At 62.1% G+C, this 19906-nt stretch carries 16 protein-coding genes; 13 read left to right on the plus strand and 3 right to left on the minus strand.

Features of this window, described 5'->3' with window-relative positions; translation table 11 throughout:
- Window positions 1-102: 102 nt before the first annotated feature.
- Window positions 103-600, minus strand: a complete 498-nt coding sequence (locus tag G4Y73_RS01140) for a hypothetical protein (RefSeq protein WP_164228555.1) — start codon at window positions 598-600, stop codon at window positions 103-105.
- On the opposite strand from G4Y73_RS01140, the gene G4Y73_RS01145 reads away from it, so the two are divergent.
- Window positions 599-862 carry a sulfurtransferase TusA family protein gene (locus G4Y73_RS01145; protein ID WP_164228557.1) on the plus strand — a complete coding sequence of 88 codons (264 nt, stop codon included), beginning with the start codon at window positions 599-601 and terminating at the stop codon, window positions 860-862. The two genes, G4Y73_RS01140 and G4Y73_RS01145, sit on opposite strands and share 2 nt — an antisense overlap.
- Here G4Y73_RS01145 and G4Y73_RS01150 read toward each other — a convergent pair.
- Window positions 831-1391 (minus strand): adenylate kinase, encoded by a 561-nt coding sequence (locus G4Y73_RS01150; protein WP_164228558.1) that lies wholly within the window; start codon window positions 1389-1391, stop codon window positions 831-833. The genes G4Y73_RS01145 and G4Y73_RS01150 overlap by 32 nt on opposite strands.
- Before the next feature lie 148 nt (window positions 1392-1539).
- On the opposite strand from G4Y73_RS01150, the gene G4Y73_RS01155 reads away from it, so the two are divergent.
- The 5 genes from G4Y73_RS01155 to G4Y73_RS01175 all read left to right on the plus strand — a co-directional run bounded on the left by G4Y73_RS01155 (window position 1540) and on the right by G4Y73_RS01175 (window position 10594).
- Window positions 1540-2805 carry a 6-phosphofructokinase gene (locus tag G4Y73_RS01155; RefSeq protein ID WP_164228560.1) on the plus strand — a complete coding sequence of 422 codons (1266 nt, stop codon included), beginning with the start codon at window positions 1540-1542 and terminating at the stop codon, window positions 2803-2805.
- Between the two features lie 226 nt (window positions 2806-3031).
- Window positions 3032-4777, plus strand: a complete 1746-nt coding sequence (locus G4Y73_RS01160) for a phosphoenolpyruvate carboxykinase (GTP) (protein WP_164228561.1) — start codon at window positions 3032-3034, stop codon at window positions 4775-4777.
- A gap of 320 nt (window positions 4778-5097) precedes the next feature.
- Complete coding sequence (locus tag G4Y73_RS01165) at window positions 5098-7986, plus strand: TonB-dependent receptor (protein ID WP_164228563.1); 2889 nt, start codon at window positions 5098-5100, stop codon at window positions 7984-7986.
- Between the two features lie 137 nt (window positions 7987-8123).
- Window positions 8124-9083 carry a class I SAM-dependent methyltransferase gene (locus tag G4Y73_RS01170; protein WP_164228565.1) on the plus strand — a complete coding sequence of 320 codons (960 nt, stop codon included), beginning with the start codon at window positions 8124-8126 and terminating at the stop codon, window positions 9081-9083.
- A gap of 2 nt (window positions 9084-9085) precedes the next feature.
- A complete protein-coding gene (locus G4Y73_RS01175; protein WP_164228567.1) occupies window positions 9086-10594 on the plus strand; it encodes a sulfotransferase in 1509 nt (502 codons plus the stop codon).
- 24 nt (window positions 10595-10618) lie between these two features.
- On the opposite strand, the gene G4Y73_RS01180 is transcribed toward G4Y73_RS01175, so the two are convergent.
- Complete coding sequence (locus tag G4Y73_RS01180; RefSeq protein ID WP_164228569.1) at window positions 10619-11701, minus strand: tetratricopeptide repeat protein; 1083 nt, start codon at window positions 11699-11701, stop codon at window positions 10619-10621.
- A 311-nt stretch (window positions 11702-12012) separates the two neighbouring features.
- Here G4Y73_RS01180 and G4Y73_RS01185 point away from each other — a divergent pair, with 311 nt between their 5' ends.
- The 7 genes from G4Y73_RS01185 to G4Y73_RS01215 all read left to right on the plus strand — a co-directional run bounded on the left by G4Y73_RS01185 (window position 12013) and on the right by G4Y73_RS01215 (window position 19900).
- Window positions 12013-12804: a DUF3450 domain-containing protein gene (locus G4Y73_RS01185; RefSeq protein WP_164228570.1), complete on the plus strand. Its 792-nt coding sequence runs from the start codon at window positions 12013-12015 to the stop codon at window positions 12802-12804.
- 69 nt (window positions 12805-12873) lie between these two features.
- Complete coding sequence (locus tag G4Y73_RS01190; RefSeq protein WP_164228572.1) at window positions 12874-14277, plus strand: MotA/TolQ/ExbB proton channel family protein; 1404 nt, start codon at window positions 12874-12876, stop codon at window positions 14275-14277.
- Window positions 14278-14299: 22 nt separating this feature from the next.
- Complete coding sequence (locus tag G4Y73_RS01195; RefSeq protein WP_164228574.1) at window positions 14300-15280, plus strand: biopolymer transporter ExbD; 981 nt, start codon at window positions 14300-14302, stop codon at window positions 15278-15280.
- 15 nt (window positions 15281-15295) lie between these two features.
- On the plus strand, window positions 15296-15706 hold the full coding sequence (locus G4Y73_RS01200) for a biopolymer transporter ExbD (RefSeq protein ID WP_164228576.1): 411 nt from the start codon (window positions 15296-15298) through the stop codon (window positions 15704-15706).
- On the plus strand, window positions 15703-16311 hold the full coding sequence (locus G4Y73_RS14230) for an energy transducer TonB (protein WP_164228578.1): 609 nt from the start codon (window positions 15703-15705) through the stop codon (window positions 16309-16311). Before G4Y73_RS01200 ends, G4Y73_RS14230 begins: the two co-directional genes overlap by 4 nt.
- Window positions 16308-17774 carry a tetratricopeptide repeat protein gene (locus G4Y73_RS01210; protein ID WP_164228579.1) on the plus strand — a complete coding sequence of 489 codons (1467 nt, stop codon included), beginning with the start codon at window positions 16308-16310 and terminating at the stop codon, window positions 17772-17774. Before G4Y73_RS14230 ends, G4Y73_RS01210 begins: the two co-directional genes overlap by 4 nt.
- On the plus strand, window positions 17687-19900 hold the full coding sequence (locus tag G4Y73_RS01215; RefSeq protein WP_276207515.1) for a tetratricopeptide repeat protein: 2214 nt from the start codon (window positions 17687-17689) through the stop codon (window positions 19898-19900). Before G4Y73_RS01210 ends, G4Y73_RS01215 begins: the two co-directional genes overlap by 88 nt.
- Window positions 19901-19906: the final 6 nt, after the last annotated feature.

Genomic DNA, 19906 nt, shown 5'->3' on the forward strand with positions numbered 1-19906 from the left:
GGCGTTGCGACGCTTGCCAAGGGCTACGGCCATTGCCTGCGCGCCGCGCCTTGCAGCGAAGCGCCACAGGAACGCTGAATCCGTAATGATCAGGTTGGAGGATCACAGGGGCCCCGCCACGGATGAAATCACGAACATCGATATCCCGAACAGTATCACCGCCACGGCCAGGCCGGTGGTGAAGTTGGTGTCCAGGGCGTGACGCCAGATATGGCCGTCGACGGCAAAGGACCAGAAGAACAGCACCAGGCTGGCCATCACGATTGGCGCGGACGGTTCGCTACCGGTGGCCAGGCCCAGGGGCAGTGACACCAGCGACAGCAGTGCGCCGGTGCCGAACAGGGCCGTCAGGGTCTGCGGCCAGCGCGCCGGCTTGCCGCGCAGCGTCAGTACAATGCGCACCAGGATGAGCGGCAGCAAAACCGCCAGCAGGATCACGCCGACCGGATTCTCGGCGGTGCCCGACACGTTCATCGAGACGGTGCTGACTGCGGCGTAGAAAATGATGGCCAGCAGCATGGGCAGGTGGCCGGCCGGCAAGTGTTGCGGGCCGGCGCGAAGCAGCAGAATGCCGATCAGGCGCGAGAGGAATGCGGACATGAACGAATCAGGCGCAGACGTCGTGGAGTTGGACTGCCGCGGACTCGACTGTCCGCAGCCGGTGGTTCTGACGCGGCAGGCGATCGCCGACCTGCGGCCCGGCACCGAACTGGTGGTAATCGCTACCGATCCGCTGGCCGAGATGGACCTGGCGGTTTTCTGTCAGAGAACGGGTCACGAAATGATCGGGGCCGAAACGCGCGACGGCGAAATCCGCATCCGGATCCGGGTCAAGCCAGGGCGTCGGCCAGACGCTGGTTGATCGTCTCGATCTCGCCGATTCCGTCGACGCGGACCAGGATGCCTTTTTCTTCGTAGTGGCTCGATACCGGAGCGGTTTGCTCGTGGTAGACGGCCAGTCGGTTGCGCACCACCTCTTCGGTGTCATCGGAGCGACCTTCCTCTTCGGCACGCTTGGCCAGGCGCTGAACGATCTGTTCTTCGTCGACCGTCAGTTCCAGCGCACGATCGATCGGCTGGCCCAGGCGATCGAGCAGTTCGTCGAGGGCCCTGGCCTGGGCCAGGTTGCGCGGGTAGCCGTCAAGGATGAAGCCGGGCGCGACCTCGGGCCGACCGAGCTTTTCCTCGATCAGGCCGAGCATCAGGTCATCGGAGACGAGCTGGCCGGCGTCCATCGCGGCCTTGGCCTTCTTGCCGAGCTCGGTGCCATCGGCCACGGCGGCGCGCAGCAGCTCGCCGGTGGAAATATGCGGAACGCCGAGCCGTTCCTTGAGCATTGCAGCCTGGGTGCCCTTGCCGGAGCCGGGCGGGCCGAGCAGTACGATACGCATGGGTTTTGAGCGCCAGCGCTTGGCATCAGTGGAATCAAGCCGACAAAGCTAACCGGAAGGGCGGGGGCTGTCAAATGAAGCCAGCCAACCAGCGAACCCGTCCATGATTCGCTATCCTTCCAACAGGCTCCGATCACGAGAACGCGTCATGCCAAAGAAGAGGAACATCCTTTATGCCCAGTCCGGCGGGGTGACGCCGGTGATCAATGCCACCGCTGGTGCCGTGCTCGAGGAAGCCCGGGCCAACCGGGATCGCATCGGCAAGGTGCTGGCCGCGCGCGACGGGATCATGGGCGCGCTCGAGGAGCGGCTGATCGACACGAGCCAGATGAAGAAATCCGAAGTGACTGCGCTCGGGCACACGCCCGGCGGTGCGTTCGGCTCCTGCCGCTACAAGCTCAAGTCGATCGAGGACAACCGGCGCGAGTACGAGCGCCTGATCGATGTCTTCAAGGCCCATAACATCGGATATTTCTTCTACAACGGCGGCAACGATTCGGCCGACACCGCCTGGAAGGTCTCGCAGATTGGCGACAAGCTCGGTTTTCCGGTGCAGTGCATCGGCATCCCGAAGACCATCGATAACGACCTGGCGGTGACCGACAACTGTCCGGGATTCGGTTCGGTGGCCAAGTACGTGGCGGTGTCGATCCTGGAAGCCAGTCTGGACGTGATGGCGATGGCCTCGAGCTCGACCAAGGTGTTCATCATGGAGGTGATGGGGCGCCACGCCGGCTGGATTGCGGCCGCGGGCGGGCTGGCCGCACATGAGAAGGGCGACCCGCCGCAGATCATCCTGTTCCCCGAAGTGCCTTTCGACGAGAAGAAATTCTGCCAGGCGGTGAAGAAATCGGTGGTAGAAAATGGCTACTGCTCGATCGTCGTGTCTGAGGGTGTGAAGAACAGCAAGGGCGAATTTCTTTCCGATGCCGGCACAACGGATGCGTTCGGTCACAAGCAGCTCGGCGGCGTGGCGCCGGCGGTGGCCGAGATCGTGAAATCGAACCTCGGCTACAAGTATCACTGGGCGGTCAGCGACTATCTGCAGCGCTCGGCCCGCCACATCGCATCGAAGACCGACGTCGACCATGCCCGGGCCGTGGGCGAGGCGGCGGTGAAGCTTGCGCTCAAGGGCGAGTCGGGTGTGATGCCGGTGATCAGGCGCACCTCCGACAAGCCCTATCGCTGGAAGATCGAATCGGCACCGCTGTCGCGAATCGCCAATCGCGAGAAGAAGATGCCGAAGAAGTTCATCTCGACCGACGGCTTCGGTATCACGCCGAGTTGCCGCACCTATCTCGAGCCCTTGATCAGAGGCGAGGACTACCCGCCTTACGGCAAGGACGGGCTGCCGAAGTACGTGCGGCCGGAGTTCAGTTTCGTGGAGCAGAAGTTGCCCAAGTTCAAGGTGTAGGTGCTGGTGGTGCTGTGGCGGGGCGTGGCGGGCGCCTTTTGCCCGGTGCCACCCGATGCCTCGAAGCCCCCGCCCGGTACCGCACGATGCCTCGAAGCCCCACCCCGGTACCACCCGATGCCTCGAAGCCCCGATTTCGGGCTTTTGAAAACGAGGATTATTGAATCGCCAAACCCGACCGGCTATCCTGCCTGATTGATCCCGACGCTCCCAACCGGACCAATCGATGTCTTCCAATCTGCAAGCACTCAACGACTGGGTCGACCAGGTCGCGGCCCACACTCGCGCCGCGCGCGTGCACTGGTGCGACGGCTCCGGCGCTGAAAACAAACGCCTGATCGCCGAAATGCTCGAGTCGGGCGATCTCGAGCGCCTTAACCCTGAAACCCATCCCGACTGCTATCTGCACCGCTCCGATCCGGCCGATGTCGCGCGGGTCGAACACCTGACCTTCGTGTGCAGCGCGCGCGAGGAAGATGCCGGCCCCAACAACAACTGGATGGCGCCGGCCGAGGCCCATGCCCTGATGAAAGGGCTGTTCGCCGGCTGCATGGAAGGGCGCACGATGTATGTCGTGCCCTACTGCATGGGGCCGATCGATTCGCCGTTGTCACGCTGCGGCGTGGAGATCACCGATAGTCCCTACGTCGTGGTGAACATGCGGTTGATGACGCGCATGGGTTCGAAAGCGCTCGAGCGTATTGAGCGCGATGGCCACTTCGTCAAGGGTCTTCACTCGACCGGCGACCTGGACCCGGATCGTCGTTACATCGTGCATTTCCCCGAAGAGCTCAGTATCCAGAGCTTCGGATCGGGCTACGGCGGCAACGCATTGCTCGGCAAGAAGTGCCACGCGCTGCGTATCGCCAGCTACCAGGCCCGTACCGAAGGCTGGCTGGCCGAACACATGCTGATCGTCGGTATCGAGAATCCCGAAGGCGAGGTGCGCTACATCGCCGGTGCCTTCCCGTCGGCTTGCGGCAAGACCAACCTGGCCATGCTGATCCCGCCCGAGGCCTATCGCGAGTCCGGCTGGAAAGTTTGGACGGTGGGCGACGACATCTGCTGGCTGCACCCGGGCGAGGACGGCCGGCTGTGGGCGATCAACCCCGAAGCCGGCTTCTTCGGTGTTGCTCCGGGCACGAGCAAGAAGACCAATCCCAACGCCCTGGCCATGCTCGACCGCGACACGATCTTTACCAACGTTGCCGTCACCGAGGACAACCGGCCCTGGTGGGAAGGTCTGGATCAGGGCAAGCCGGCGAAGGACTGGCGCGGCCGCCCCTTCGATCCCAAGCACGGCCCGGCGGCTCATCCGAATTCGCGCTTCACCGTGTCGATCGATCGCTGCCCGAGCTATTCCGATCAGGCCGAAAGCCCACAGGGTGTGCCCATTGACGCAATCATCTTTGGTGGTCGCCGCGCGCGGCTGGCACCGCTGGTGATGGAAGCGCGCGACTGGAACCACGGTGTGCTGCTGGGCGCCGGCATGGCCTCGGAGACGACCGCCGCCGCCACCGGCCAGGTCGGCGTGGTGCGGCGTGACCCCATGGCGATGAAGCCGTTCTGCGGGTACCACTTCGGCGACTACTGGAAGCACTGGCTGGAAGTCGGCGGCAAGCTGAAGACTCCGCCGAAGATCTTCCAGGTCAACTGGTTCCGGCGCGACGAAGACGGCGGCTTTATCTGGCCGGGTTTCGGCGACAACATGCGCGTGCTCGAGTGGATCCTGGCGCGCTGCCGGGGTGAGATCGAGGCGCGCGAGACGCCGGTCGGCCTGTTGCCGAACGGTGGCGACATCAACCTCGAGGGACTGGACGAGCAACCCGCCATGGATGAACTGCTGGCCGTCGATGCCGGCGAGTGGCGCGAGGAAGTCGATGCGGTCGCCGCCCACCTCAGCACCTTCGGCAAACGTGTCCCGGAGGCGCTCGATGCCGAGCTCGACCGGGTGCGACAGGCCCTGACTTGAGCCGCGCGAGTGTGAGTTACTGATTAAGGCCGGATGTCGATCGAGGCGGACCGAATTTCGAACCGTTTCTGGAAATATAAACAGAAACAATAAGTTACTTGAAAGAATGGGGCTAAAAATCGAATAACAATCGCTTAACAAGCCCCTTTTCATCGAACAGTGATAGTGCTAGTATCGGCGATGAGTTGGAGGGCCGAGTCGTTCGGACCGCGCTTGTGCGCGAGTATCGAGGGATGGTGCATCCGCTCCGACACATATAAATGCTGTCGATACTAGTATCGAATGCTGCAACCAGAAATCAAAAGACAATGGAGAGTCTGATGAAGCACAACCGTAACCCACTATCAATGGCGATACATTACGCCCTCGGGGCGGGGGTCATCGCCAGCCTGGCAATGACTGCCGCGCCGGCTGGAGCCCAAGAAGACGACGAAGAGGAGGACGATTCCGACACGATCGAGCGCGTACAGGTTACCGGTAGCCGTATCGTCAGCCCCGTCGTGACGTCTTCGGCCCCGGTCACCGAGATCGGTGAGGAAGAAATCCAGTACTCCGGTACCACCCGTATCGAAGACCTGGTCGGCAATTATCCGCAGGCCGCCGCGGTCAGCGACGCCTTCACCGTCAACCCGACTGCCGGTTATCCGACCGTCAGCCTGCGCGGTATGGGCTCGAGCCGCACCCTGGTGCTGGTCAACGGCCGACGCCTGCCCCCGGGCGGTATCCGCTCCGAGGCGCGTGACTTGAACACCATTCCGGCCGCGATGGTCAAGAATGTCGAAATCCTCACCGGTGGCGCTTCGGCCGTGTACGGTTCCGACGCCATGGCCGGTGTTGTCAACTTCATTCTCGACGACGAATTCACCGGCTTCAGCGCCGAGGCGGGCTGGTCCGGTTACCAGCACAACAACGATAACGATTACATGCAGGGGCTGCAGGACGACGCCGGTTTCGACTACGAGTCCGGTAACATTGGCCCGGATGGCAAGTCCCTGTTCGCCGACGTCAGTGCCGGCGGCTTCTTCGACGGCGGCCGCGGTCACGCCATGGGCTGGGTGACCTACCGCGAGAACGACGCCCTGCTGCAGGGCGAGCGCGACTACTCGTCTTGTGCGCTCAACCAGGGCGGCACGGCATGCGGTGGTTCGTCCACGGCTCCGCAGCCGAACTTCCTGGTCTTCGATCCGGACTACATCGCGAACACCGGCGATTTCTGGGCTCACCGCCCGGGTGGAGAAGGCTCCTGGCAATCGGGACTGGGCCAGATTTACAACTACGCCCCGATCAACCACTTCCAGCGTCCGGACCAGCGATGGACGTTCGGTACCTCGATCACTTATGAGGTCAACGACCATTTCCGTCCGTACATCGAGGGCATGTTCGCCAACACCAACAATGACGTGCAGATCGCCCAGTCGGGTACGTTCTTCGTCAACCGGTTGGATCTGGACTGTGACGAGCCGTTCCTTGGCAGCTTCTGCGACGACTTCGACCTGAGCGGCACCGTCGGTCCGATCTACGTCGGTAAGCGCAACATCGAGGGCGGTCCGCGTATCGCCAACCTGGAAGCTTCCAACTTCCGCATCACGGCCGGTGCCGAGGGCAACATCAACAACAACTGGTCGTATGACTTCTACTTCATGCAGGCCCGCAATTCCTCGTCCGAGGCCAACCAGAACGACTACATTCCGTCGCGTCTGGATGAGTCGCTGCGGCTGTGCCCGCCGGGATCGTCGAGCAGCTGTGTGCCCTACGACGTGTGGTCGAACAACATCACGCCGGAGCAGGCTGCCGCCCAGGGTGGCGTCGGCATGCGCCAGGGTCGTAACCAGTTGCAGGTCATCAGTGGTTACGTCACCGGCGATACCGGTTTCGCCCTGCCAAGCGCCGACGGCCTGCCGATTTCGCTGGTCGCCGGTTACGAATGGCGTCGTGAGGAATACAACCGCCTGAGTGACGCCAACATGGCTGCCGGCAACTTCGCCGGCCTGGGTGGCCCGCGTCCGCCGGTCTCAGGTGAGATTCGCGTTGACGAGTTCTTCACCGAGGCGGCTGTGCCGGTTCTCGCCGATATGGGCGCGATCGATCACCTCACGCTTGACCTGGGCTATCGTTATTCGGACTACAGCACGTCCGGTGGCGTCAATACCTGGAAGGTCGGTTTCACGTCGCAGTTTGCCCAGGACTACCGCATCCGCGGTGGCTTCAACCGGGCCATTCGCGCAGGGAACACGAACGACCTGTTTGCCCAGCAGCAGATTGCGCTGTGGGGTGGGGATGACCCCTGTGCCGGTGCCAGTCCTGCATTTAGCGAGGCCCAGTGCGCCAACACCGGTGTCACGGCAGCCCAGTACGGCAGCGTGCCGGAAAGCCCGGCCGCGCAGTACAACCAGTTCGTTGGTGGCAACCCCAACCTGGATCCGGAAGAAGCCGACACCTTCTCCCTCGGTGTGGTGGCCCAGCCGATCGACGGCCTGACTGTTGCCGTTGACTACTGGCAGATCGAGATGGAAGAACGCATCGGTTCCATTGGCGCCGAGACCATCCTGCGCTTCTGCGGTCTGACCGGCGATCCGTTCCTGTGCGACAAGGTCAACCGTAATCCGTCCACGGGCGATCTCTGGGTCGGGTCCAATCCGGCCAGTTCGGGTCATATCGAGAACCTGAACGACAACTTCGGCGAGTTCACCTTCCGGGGTGTTGACCTGAACGTGAGGCACCGGATGCAGTTTGCCGGTGGCATGGTCAACGCGTCTCTGGCTGGTGTGTACTTCCTGGAGCAGGAAGTCGCCCCGCTGCCGGGTGTCAATGACGACGCTACCTACGACTGTGCTGGCAACATCAACACCAGCTGTCAGCAGCCCGACTGGCGTCATATCCTCTCGGTCAACTACACCCGAGGCGACTGGACGCTCAGCACCCGCTGGCGCTATACCGGTGCCATGGACTACGAGCTCACCAGTGGCGAGCCGGGCACGACCGACCAGCTGCTGGTTGGCCGCGGTAATGGTCTGGGTTCCTACAGCTTCTTCGATCTCTCCGGCTCGATGAGCTTCGGCGAGCGCTACGAAGTGACTGCAGGTGTGAACAACATCCTGGACAAGGAACCGCCGATAGTCGGCTCCACGCTGGGGCTCAACGGCAACTCGATTGGCGGGTATGACCAGGTGGGTCGTTACCTCTTCGTGAGGCTCGGTGCGCACTTCTAAGAAGTCCGCCTGAACTTCAGGAAGACGCAAGACCATGCGGCGGGCCGACTCGGCCCGCCGCATTTTTTTCGGCTCGGCGTGGACGCATTCGAACGGCCGGGGCAACCCGGATCCATGGACACTGGAGTGACGAACAGTTGAGTCTCAAACACTGGGAGACCTACTATCGTGGCGGCCTGCTGTCGACCTGCCCGACGACCAGTGCGGGAGGATATGACCAGGAGCTCGAGTCGGTCTGGACGGAGTTTCTCTCAGAGCTACCCGACGGCTCCGTGGTACTGGATATCGGCACGGGCAATGGCGCCGTGGTCCAGATCATTGCAGAGACAGCCCGTGGCCTGTCGAAGTCGTGGGAGATTCATGGCACGGACCTCGCGCAGATCGATCCCCTTCGGCACGTTCCCGATGCAGAAAAGCGTTTTTCCGGTTGCCGGTTCCATCCCGGCGTGGCCACCGAGCGATTGCCTTTTGACGCCGAAAGTATCGATGCGCTGTGCGGACACTATGCGCTTGAATACAGCGAACCCGAGGCCGCGATCGGCGAAGTGGCCCGCGTGCTCAAGCCGGGTGGACGCGCCCAGTTCGTAACCCACCACGTAGACTCGCTGCTGGCCCGCAATGCTCGCCAGACGATGGCCGAGGCAGAACTGGTCCTGGGCGAGACACGCATCTATCGTCGATTGCGCCGGCTGGTAGCGATGGACGACCATCAGCCAAGTCGTGACCATCCCGCAGCGCGTGATTTGCAAAATGCAATTCGCCGCTTGAAGGAAGCCCATGCCGATCTCGCTCCCTCGGGCAAGGGGCGGGTGCTCGATGTGGCACTGGACGCGGTCAGGCAACTGCTTGTCCTGCGCAGGCGCGATCGAGCGGAAAAGGTGACCCTGGAGGTTGATCGCGCCGAAGAGGAAATGCGCCTTTCCGTGCGCCGACTCCAGGACTTGCTGGAGCGGGCACTGGACGATGACGGCATCGATTCGCTCAAGCGAATTGCCCAGTCCAATAGTCTGGTCTGCGAGGAAAGCGCCCCGCAGTATCACGCCGGAGACAATCTGGTCGGCTGGCGTCTGCGATTCGTCAAACCAAACGGGAGATAGGCTTGCCTGAATCGGTCGATTCCCTGCGCCGACAAGCCATGCTGAGCCAGGCACGCGGTGACTATGAGCGTGCTGCACTAGGCTTCCGTCGCCTGGTCGACCAGCATCCGCATGAACCTGACGATTGGTACAACCTGGCCTGGGTCCTGCGCCGGCTCGGGCATTTTGAAGAGGCCTTGAATGCCTACGACGAGGCCCTGGCAAGAGGTGTGGCGCAGCCCGAGGAGGTTCACCTCAACCGCGCCGCCATTCTGAGCAGTGATCTCAATCGCGACGATGAGGCCCGGGCTGCCCTGCTTTCGGCTCTGGATTGCAATGCCGCTTATTCGCCGGCCCGGCTCAATCTCGGCAACCTGCTCGAGGAGGCCGGGCAGCGCGACGAGGCTCTGGCCTGTTACCGGCGCTTGCAGGAGGACTTGCCGGTCTCGGATCCGATCCGGCTCGAGGCGCTTGCCCGCATAGCACATCTGGACCCGCCAGAGGAGGCTGACGACCCTCGCCTGCAGGCCCTCGAGGCCGCGACTGACCATGCTGACAAGGACCCGGTCGCCAAGACGAATCTCTATCTTGCGCTGGCCCGCAGCTACGATCGCCTGGGGCTGCACGATCAGGCCATTGCTGCCATGCGCTCCGGCAAGCAGGCCACAACCGGTCAGGCGCCGGGCTACCAGCCGGCGCGTCAGGAGCACGTGGTCGACGCTCTAATCAAAAGCTTTCCGGCATCGTCAGCGCCGCTGGCGGGTTCTGCCGCAGATACTGTCGGCCCTGTATTTGTCCTCGGCATGTATCGTTCGGGTTCGACCCTGGTCGAGCAAGTATTGGGTGCGCATTCCAGGGTGATTTCCGGCGGCGAACTCGATTTGCTGCCGCGCCTGGTAATGCAGCACCTGCAGCCGTTTCCCCAGGCTGCCGCCAACCTCGATGCCAAGGTCGCGGCCCGTCTGGCGGATGCGTACCACAAGGGCCTGCACCAACATCTTCCCGATCTCGACTCCGGGCAGATCGTAACCGACAAGCGCCCGCCCAATTTCCTGTTCATCGGGCTGATCCGGCGGCTGTTTCCGGACGCACGCGTGATCCATACGGTTCGCAACCCGCTCGATACGGCGCTGTCGATCTACATGCACCACCTCGATCCACGCATGGCGCCCTATGCCTGCGCCCTGGACAGCATTGGGCATTATTACCTCCAGTATCGACGGCTGATGTCCCACTGGCAGGCGGCTTTCCCGGGGCTGATCCACGAAGTTCGCTACGATGAGCTGGTGGCCGACCCGGAGCCCGTCATTCGTTCGATGCTCGAGTTCCTCGAACTGGATTGGGAAAAGGCCTGCCTGGATTTTCACCGCTCACGCTCGGCGGTTCGAACCGCCAGTTATTGGCAGGTGCGGCAGCCCCTTTACAAGAGTGCCTCCGGCCGCTGGCGGCATTACGAAAACCACCTGCGGGCGCTGCGTCAGCAATTGATCGATGGCGGCGTACCCGAAGCGGAGCTGGCGGTTGGGGGATGAGCAGGCCCGGTGGTGAGGTGGCGCTCAGACGCCCGGTAGCCGTGCCTTCAGGAACAGCAGTTGTTCGTTCCAGCGGATTTCCTGGTTCGGTTGATCGCGGCTGAGCGCGATGGCTTGTGATAACGCACGTTCGGCCCGCTCGTGGTCGCCCAGGGCCAGGGCGACCTGTGCCAGGCCGGTGTGGAAAAGGGGATCGTCGTCCTTCATGCGAATGGCGCGCAGGTAGAGTTTTTCGGCTCGTTTGAATTCACCCAGGCGTTCGAGATTGCGGGCTAGCGCCCAGTGCACGTAAGGGTCGCTTGAGCGAAGCGCCTCGAGCCGGTCGAGCGCTTCGTCGGCCCGTTGTCGTTGGCCGGTCCGCCGAAACAGTTCGTGCATGTTGAACAGGGCACTGCGGTTATCGGTGTCGATGGCCAGCGCGCGCCGGTAGAAGGTCAGCGCGCGATCGTGCTCGCCCAGGCGGGCTTCGATCACGCCTCGATTGTTGAGTGCCGCCGTAAAGTCGGGATCGAGCGTGACGGCATGTTCGCTCCACAGCCGCGCCAGGCCGGGTTTTCCCTCTCCGAGCAATTCCGCGGCCCGGTTGTTGTAGAAGTGGGCCAGAACACGCTCCCGGCTGATACGATTACTCCGTTGCTTGAGCGACAAACGGCGGGAAAGATCGGGATCGGGCTCGAAGTCCACGACTGCTCGTCGGGCTTCGGTGCGCACCAGGACATTGACATGGCCCGACTCGAACAGCGCGGAGCCGTCCCTGCGCCAATTCAGCGGCACCCGAACCTCACGTGGGGCGGCGTTGATTCCAACCTGATCGGCCAGGGCCAGGAAGAGCAGTGTGAACGACAGGCAGTTCCCCTCTCCGGCGGCATAGGTGCCGGCGGGGTTGCGAGTCGGCCCGACGATGTAGCTGAAGTCCAGGCCGTCATCGGCAAACATGTACTCGACCAGGAGATCGAGCCGCTTGTCGGACAGCCGGCTACGATCGATGACCCGGCTGTCCAGCTCGCTGATCACGGAATCCGGCAGCCGCAACACCTCGTCCGGCTGCGGGGGTAGCAGATCGCCCGAGATGGCGAGCGAGAAAGTGGCTGCGAAGATCCAGTTCATAGGGCCCGTGAGCGTTCCGCTCGATGATCGAAGTTGTGCTTAATCATTAGACACTGTAACGTGTCGCAGATTCACGAAAAATTGACGCGGCCCCTCAAGTGCCAATGAAATGCATTTGCGTGTGAGGCGCCGCAAAGCCCGCTGTCGTGGCCGATGAAGGGCGCCTGAAGGCCCGTATGATGGGCTCTGAGCGGAAATCCGGCACGCGCTTGCGTTCGTTGCGAACACGTGTGTAAAATGCCGATCTTTCTGCGCGGGCTCAACATTGGCCGCGGCAACTCGACAACCCAAACCACCGTGACGGACTGGGCATGAAGACACTGATCAATCGCAAGCAATTCACTCTCGCCGGCATTGCAGCAGGCAGCCTTTTGCTGCTCGTCGCATTCAGCGCGCAAACTCAGGAAGTCGATCCGGTTCTCGATACGAGCCGCAGCACTGCTCAGGATACGGCTCAATCGCAGGAGCGTATCGACAACATCGACGCCGAGACGCAGCGAATGCTGAACGACTACCGCGCGCTGCTCAAGCAGCTCGAGCAGCTCGAGCGCTACAACGCGTCCCAGCAGCGACAGGTTGATTCGCAGCGTCGTGAGCTTGCCTCGCTCGAGGAAGACATCAACAACATCGCCAGTCTGCAGCGCGCCATGCAGCCGCTGATGGACGACATGGTCGATGCGCTCGATCAACTGGTCGAGGCGGACCTGCCCTTCCTGATGGAAGAGCGGCGGGCGCGCGTCACTCGCCTGAAGAATGCCATCGAGGATCCCGAGCTGTCGCCGGCTCAGCGCTACCGCCTGGTGATCGAGGCCTACCAGATCGAAAACGAATACGGCCGGACGATCGAGTCTTACCGTGGCGATATCGAAGCCGACGGACGCCTTTACGAGAATGTGGAATTCCTGCGTATCGGTCGAGTGGCGCTTATTTTCCGAACCGACAATGACGAAGTGCTCAAGCGCTACGTGCCCGAAGACGGTAACTGGGTCGATCTCGACCGTTCCTACCTCCAGGACGTCAGGACTGCCTCGCGCATCGCGCGTGAGCAGATCCCGCCCGATCTGATGTTCATCCCGGTCCGCGCTCCGGCGGATGCGGAATAAGGGAGGCATGGAACAGTGATGAATCGCCACGCAATGAACTCGAATCAAACGTCCCAGGGAAGGGTCACTATGGCTTCCAACGTTTCCAACCGAACCATTTTTGGTCGCAGTGCAGCGCGCGCCGTCCTCGTTGTGACGGTCCTGACGCTGGCCCTGACCGGCCTGTCTTCGAACCTGCTTGCCCAGGAGGGCAACCAGAGTGGCCCGCAGACCCTCGACGAAGTGCTGCGCGCCATGCAGCAAGAGCGCCGCGAGGTCTCGCAGGAGAATCAGGAGCGCGAAGCGCGCTTTCTTCGCCGACAGGAAAATCAGCAACAGGAGCTGAGCCGGGTACGCAACCAGGTGTCTGCCGCCGAGGATGAAGCCAGCCGCCTGGAGAATCTGCGCAACGAACTCGACCGCGAACTTGAAGAACTCCGCGCGCAGCTGTCGGATCGGCAGGGCGAATTCGGTGAGTTGTTCGGCGTGGCGCGCGCTGCCGCAACCGACCTGGCCGAGCAACTGGATGATTCCCTGATCTCGACGCAGTTCGAGGGTCGCAGCGAAGAATTGACGGAAATGGCGCAGGCCAGCCGGCTGCCGACCATTCAGCAGCTCGAGGATCTGTGGTTCACCATGCTTCAGGAAGCCGGTGAACAAGGCCGGGTCGTCCGTTACGATGCGCCCGTGGTTCTGGAAGACAACCGCTCCGAGAATCGAAGCGTGGTCCGCATCGGTCCGTTTTCCGCCTTTACCGACGAGGGTTATATGGTCAACCAGGGTGGCCAGTTGCGCTACCTGGTCCGGCAGCCCGGCGGCGGTGCGGTTAGCGCGGCGGAACGAGTCTACGAGCACTCTGGCGAGGGCGTCGTGCGCGGCATGATCGACCCGTCTCTCGGTTCCCTGCTGGGTCTGGTCAAGGACACCCCGACGACGCGTGAGCGCGTCGACCAGGGTGGCTGGATCGGCTACGCGATCATCGTCGTGGCTTTCTTCGGTATTCTCCTGGCCGTGTATCGCTGGGTGATGCTGCTGATTACTTCGATGCAGGTCAGGGCGCAGATGAATTCCTCGACGCCGTCCAAGTCGAACCCGCTGGGCCGGATCATGCTCGCCTACGAGGAACACAAGAGTGAAGACCTCGAGACCCTGCAGCTGCATCTGGATGATGCCGTGTTGCAGGAGATTCCCAAGCTCGAACGCGGCCTGAACATCGTCAAGGTGCTGGCGGCCGTCACGCCGCTGATGGGGCTGCTCGGTACGGTTATCGGCATGATCGTGACTTTCCAGGCGATCACCCTGTTCGGTACCGGCGATCCGAAGCTCATGGCCGGCGGTATTTCACAGGCCCTGATCACCACGGTGCTCGGCCTGATCGCAGCCGTTCCGCTTCTGCTCCTGCACGCATTTGCGTCCGGTTCATCGCGTCGACTGTCACAGATTCTTGAAGAGCAGTCGGTCAGCTTTGTCGCCGATGCCGGCGAGCACAAGTGACGCTGACGAACTACGAGGCTGAATGACCGTGTTCCTGGAACTGCTCAATCCGGTGCATATCGCGCAGGTTATCGGTGGCTATCTCGAAGCCGGTGGCCCGGTCGTGGTGGTGCTGTTGTTCAGCACCGCCCTGATGTGGCTGCTGATCGGGGAGAGGCTGCTGTATTTCTGGTTTGCCGGTCCGCAGCTGTGCAAGTCGCAGCGCAAGCGCTGGGAGGGCCGAAGCTACGACAGCAGTTGGCAGCAGTTTGCTTTTCGTGAACGGCTGATCTCCGAAGTTCAGGTCGAGAACGACCGTTTCATGAACGTGATCAAGGCGCTGATCCTGATTACGCCCCTGCTTGGTCTGCTTGGCACCGTGACCGGGATGATCGAGGTTTTCCAGGTCATCGTCGAAACCGGCGCATCCAATGCGCGCGCCATGGCCGAAGGGATTTCGAGGGCCACGATTCCGACGATGACTGGCCTGGCGGTTTCCCTGACGGGTGTCTTTTCGCTGAGTTACCTCGACCGGAAGAACGAAGTCATCGCGCAACGTGCATCCGAGGAACTCGATGTCGAAACCGCCATGGCGTACGGCTACGGAAGAATTGGTCGCTTGTCAGGCGGTGATTCGGAAGAAGCAGAGGTCAACATCACGCCGCTGCTCGACATCGTTTTCATTCTGTTGATCTTCTTTATCGTCACGGCGACGTTCCTCGACGAAATCGGGATCGGCATGAAGACGCCCGACGACAATCCGCCGGAAGAGCAAACGCGGCCGCCGCCGAGCATGGTGCTCAGCGTTCGAAACGATGGTTTCGTGGTGGTCGATCAGGGACGAATCATCGATCCCCGCTCGGTCAAACCCGTGATCGAGGCGTTCAAGGCCGAGAATCCGCGCGGCGTGGTCTTGTTGAGTGCTGCGCCCGACGCCACTGTGGAGACCAGCGTGCTGGTGCTCGACCAGGCCAGGCAGGCGGGCGTCGATCCGGCAATTGCCATTCAGCAACGGGACGGTTAGAGGTCCGAATCAATCATGCTTAGACGTTCCAACAGATCAGGTGCCGGTGACGACAGCGACGTCAATGTGACGCCGCTGCTCGACATCGTGTTCATCATGCTGATCTTTTTCATCGTCACGGCCACCTTCATCAAGGAGCCCGGCGTAACTGTCGAGCGCCCCGACGCCGATACGGCCGAGGAGCAGCGATTGGTGTCGGTGCTGGTGGCGATCGATTCGGACAACACCATCTGGATCAATCAAGAAGAGGTCCCGCTGGACGGTGTTCGTGCGGCCATTGATCGGCTGCGGCGAGAGAATCCTCGCGGCAGCGCGGTCATTCAGGCCGACGGGAACGCCCACAGCGAATACATGGTCGAAGTACTCGACCAGATTCGCGCCGCGGGTGTTGATGACGTAGTAGCGGTTTCGGTTAGGCATCAGTGAGTACTTTACCCAGACTCTTTGGCGGCATCCCGGTGGCCGTGATCGTCACCATTGGCCTGTTCATGCTGTTGGCTACGGTCATCACGCAGCAACAGGACGTTCAGCTCGACGACGACGCGTCCATCGAAATCAACGTAACGCGCCAGATCGAGGACACCACCGATCAGAGAAGGCAGGACCTGCAGCGACCGGTGCTGGATCAACCACCGCCGCCGCCACCGACGGTCAGCGACCCTGATTTCCGTCCGTCGACCAACGTGCAGATGGGTGCCTTGCCGGATCTGTCGAATGTTGATCTGAATATCGGCACAGGCTTCAACCCGGATCGCGATGCGCAGCCACTGGTGCGGATTCCGCCGCAATATCCCCAGCGGTGCATGGATCGCGCACGACCGGTGGAGACGGTGGTGCTGCAGTTCGATGTGTCTCCGGAAGGCAGTGTGGTCAATCCCGAGGTGATCGATTCGACCAATTCCTGCCTCAATCGAGCGGCGATCCGAGCCGTCCAGCGCTGGCGCTACAACCCGAAGGTCGTTGACGATGTCGCGCAACCTCGCTTTGGTGTGCGTACGGCCATCGATTTCACACTGGAGGAAGCAGAGTGATCCCCGTTTCGAATCATCTGAAAAGCGCCATTGCGCTCCTGGTCGCGGTTGCCGTCTTGTTGCTGGCTGCCGGACCGGCGCTGGGCCAACAATCCCAGATGCTCGACCCGCGGGTTGCCAACGCCCTGCTTGAGGCCTATGAAAAGATTGAAGAAGACGATCCGCAGGGTGCCCTGCAAGATCTCAACGAGTTGATGGCCGATCGCGGCGAGGACATGAAGCCCTTCGACCGCGCGACTGTGCTTCAGATCCGGGGTACGGCACACATCAATCTGGAGAACATCGACGCTGCGCTGGAGGATTACAGCGAGGCACTTCAGCTCAATGCCCTGCCGGTGGAACAGCAGAACCGGCTGCGTTTCAACCTGGCGCAGCTGTATTTCGTTACCGAACAATACGAACGATCGCTTGAGTTCTTCGAAGAGTGGATGGCGCTGGAAGACGTCGAGATTACGCACACGACGTACTTCATGGTGGCCGCTGCCCACTACAACCTCGAGGATTATCGTGCAGCCCTCGAGCCGATCACCCAGGCCATTGAAACGTCGCCCGAGCCGGAACAGCGTTATTACGAAGTCAAGAACGCCGTGCTCAACAACCTCGAAATGATTCCGGAGCGCACCGAATTACTCGAGGAGATGGTGTCGATCTGGCCCGACAACCTGACGTTCTGGCGACAGCTCTCGGCCCTCTACTCGGAGCAGCAGGAACAGTACAAGGCATTTTCGGCGATTGAAACGGCATATCTCAACGGTCTCACCGAGGAAGAACGGGATATCGTCCTGCTGGCGCAGTATTACTCGAGCTTCAGCAACCCGCACCGGGGCGCGCAATTGCTCGAACGGCAAATGGAAGCCGGCAATGTCGAGCGAACTGTCGACAATCTGAAACTGCTGTCCCAGCTGTGGAGCCAGGCGCGCGAACACGAGAAGTCCATTCCGGTTCTGCGTGAAGCCGCGCGGCTTGCCGAAGACGGTGAGCTGTATTTCCGGCTGGGTCAGTCACTGATGGCCAACGAGGACAACGAGGGTGCGGAGGCTGCCTTCGAGAACGCCCTGGAGCGGGGCGGTCTCGACGAAGACACGCGTGCCGACGCCTGGTTGCTACTCGGCAATGCCCGTTTCAATCAGGCGGGTCCGGGTGATCGCGAACAGCGCATGGTGGCGGCGGAAGCCTTCGAGAACGCGCAGCGTTTCGACAGGACGCGCCGCGAAGCCAACGAATGGCGCAACTATATTTCCGCGATCAATCAGACGGAGCGTCGACAGGCCCAGCTCGAGCAAGATCAGGAAGCGCGCCTGGCTGAAGCCGCGCGGGAGCGTCAGCTTACCTCCTGCCGTGCCCGGCAGCTCGCCGGTTCGAGTCTCAGCGAGGAATGTCAGGAGCTTCTCGCCGAGGAAAATGCCCAACAGAACCAGCCGGAACCCGAGACGGAAGACGAAGACTCGGAACAAGATCAGTAAGCACTGATCCGTCATCACTTCAGTATCGCACCGCTCCTCTCCGGAGCGGTACGGGGCCTGCCATGGAATCGTATTCAGAGTTTCTCCGCGAAATTCGCGAGCAGCTTGCGTCTGGAAAGGCCGAAGCTGCGGCACAGCTGTGTCAGCAGTCGCTGGGTCGTTGGCCGGAGGATGAAGAACTTTCCTATTTGCTGGCGCTCGCCGAAGAAAAGTCGGGTCAGGACGACGCGGCGCGGAAGCGACTCGATCAGATCGTGGCCGCCAATCCGGAACGAACCGACATCCGCTTTGACCTGGGCCGATTGCTTGCCGCAGACGGTCGCATCGACCAGGCTCGGAAGCATCTTGAGGCTTGCATAAAGCAGGATCCCGGCCACGCGCCCGCATGGACCGTGCTGGCGCGCATGCACCGATTCGAGGGGGATCGGGACAAAGCGATTTCGGGGCTGAAGACTGCCCTGCGTGCGGATGCCAACCATGTGCCAGCGCTGGTCAGCCTGGCAGAGCTGATGCTCGAAATCAATGACGCGGAAGCGGCCAACGACTACGCTTCCCGTGCGATACAGACCGAGCCGGAAGATGCGATGGCCCAATTGGCTCTGGCACGGGTCTTCGTGGCCAAGGGCCTGCATGGATTTGCCGACCGTTGCCTGGCCAATGCCACGCGGCTTGCGCACGAGAATGCTCATGTGCTCAATACCGCTGGCCATCTTTACCAGAGGATGGGGAAGCACGCCGCGGCGGCTGAAAGCTTTGCTGCCGCGCGCCAACTCGGTCTGGCCGACAGCAGCAATGCATCCGCTTTTGCCATAAGCCTTGCAAGCATGGGCCGGATGCGCGAAGCCAGGCAGGTTATCCGGCTGATCTCCGCCGAGGCCCTGGATCCCGAGCTGATTCGCGATGTGTCCGAGCTGGCATTGCATTCAGGCGATGTCGACGCCCTCGAGGAGTTGAGCGAATTGTCGGCGCAGACCGGATTGCCCGACGAGTTGCAGCTCTGGACACAGGCCCTGCTGGCACATGCAAAGGGTGACCTGACGCAGAGCCTGGAACTGTCCAGGCAACTGCTCGGCTCCAGTGATCCCGAGCTGGTTACGCGGGTTCGTATCGAGGTTGCGCGGACAAGCCTGCAGGCGGACCAGTCCGCCGAGGTCGCGGCCGTGCTCGAGCCCATTGTGGGGGAAAAGCGACTTTCGCCTGCTGCACATTGGGAGATCGCCAATCTCTTCCGTCTGGCCGGTCGCCCCGAACTGGCCATCGATACACTGCGCTCGCTGCTCGATCGTCCCCGCCTCGGCCATGAACAGGCGACGCTGACCCGGGCCCGACTGGTGGACCTGTTGGATCAAACGCGCGCATACGGGCAGGCCGCCGAACTGCTTGATCAGACCGGATGGCAGCGCCCGTATTTGGGCGAAACGGCTTACCTCGAAGTCGACGAAGCAGCGGGGCAACGCATTGTTGCCGGGTTCAATGCGATGGATAGACCAGCTTCTGACCAGCCGGACGGTGCAGCCCAAATGGTTTTTGTCGGCGGTTGGCCCTGTACCGGCCGGGATCTGATCGTTTCGGCGCTGGCCACCAGCGAGTCGATTACCGCTTTGCCCCACTCAGACTGGGCCCGCCGCAAGGAGCGGCTGGGGCTGCCGGTCGATCCGGGCGCACTCGCCGATCGCGACCCGTTCGAGCTCCACGCCAAGCGCCGGGCCTACCTGCGAGGCTATTCCGGACGGTCGATCGTGCTTGAGCCAGCCGCGGTTCAGGCCCTCGATCTCGCGCTTCTGGCGCGCTTGTTTCCCGGCGCCGTGTTCGTTCATCCTGTCGCCGATTCCCGCTACCTGAAGATGCAGTGGCGCCTGCTGGGGTATCGTCAGGTGCCGACCATGTTCCGGGCCTGGCAGCGGGAACTGGAGCTGATGGCCGAGTTTGGAGAGGCTTTGCCGCTGCGCATCGTGGAGTGCCGGCTGGAAGCCCTGCTGGAGGATCCGCGCGCCGCGCTGGCCCCGCTCTGCGCCGAGCTGGGGATCCAATTCCACGATTCCATGACAACGGCCGTCCAGGCCGCATCCGAGCAAGGCCGCTATCGCGCGCCCGATCACTGGAAGCATTACCAGCCCGAAGATTGAGTTTCC

Source organism: Wenzhouxiangella sp. XN201, assembly GCF_011008905.1.
Classification (GTDB): Bacteria; Pseudomonadota; Gammaproteobacteria; order Xanthomonadales; family Wenzhouxiangellaceae; genus Wenzhouxiangella.

Excerpts from the sequence above, each read along its gene's own strand:
- G4Y73_RS01140 (WP_164228555.1), bottom strand. The coding sequence starts at position 600 with ATGTCCGCATTCCTCTCGCGCCTGATCGGCATTCTGCTGCTTCGCGCC.
- G4Y73_RS01150 (WP_164228558.1), bottom strand. The coding sequence starts at position 1,391 with ATGCGTATCGTACTGCTCGGCCCGCCCGGCTCCGGCAAGGGCACCCAG.
- G4Y73_RS01155 (WP_164228560.1), top strand. The coding sequence starts at position 1,540 with ATGCCAAAGAAGAGGAACATCCTTTATGCCCAGTCCGGCGGGGTGACG.
- G4Y73_RS01165 (WP_164228563.1), top strand. The coding sequence starts at position 5,098 with ATGAAGCACAACCGTAACCCACTATCAATGGCGATACATTACGCCCTC.
- G4Y73_RS01190 (WP_164228572.1), top strand. The coding sequence starts at position 12,874 with ATGGCTTCCAACGTTTCCAACCGAACCATTTTTGGTCGCAGTGCAGCG.
- G4Y73_RS01215 (WP_276207515.1), top strand. The coding sequence starts at position 17,687 with ATGTCAGGAGCTTCTCGCCGAGGAAAATGCCCAACAGAACCAGCCGGA.
- G4Y73_RS01195 (WP_164228574.1), top strand. The coding sequence starts at position 14,300 with ATGACCGTGTTCCTGGAACTGCTCAATCCGGTGCATATCGCGCAGGTT.
- G4Y73_RS01145 (WP_164228557.1), top strand. The coding sequence starts at position 599 with ATGAACGAATCAGGCGCAGACGTCGTGGAGTTGGACTGCCGCGGACTC.
- G4Y73_RS01200 (WP_164228576.1), top strand. The coding sequence starts at position 15,296 with ATGCTTAGACGTTCCAACAGATCAGGTGCCGGTGACGACAGCGACGTC.
- G4Y73_RS01160 (WP_164228561.1), top strand. The coding sequence starts at position 3,032 with ATGTCTTCCAATCTGCAAGCACTCAACGACTGGGTCGACCAGGTCGCG.
- G4Y73_RS01180 (WP_164228569.1), bottom strand. The coding sequence starts at position 11,701 with ATGAACTGGATCTTCGCAGCCACTTTCTCGCTCGCCATCTCGGGCGAT.
- G4Y73_RS01185 (WP_164228570.1), top strand. The coding sequence starts at position 12,013 with ATGAAGACACTGATCAATCGCAAGCAATTCACTCTCGCCGGCATTGCA.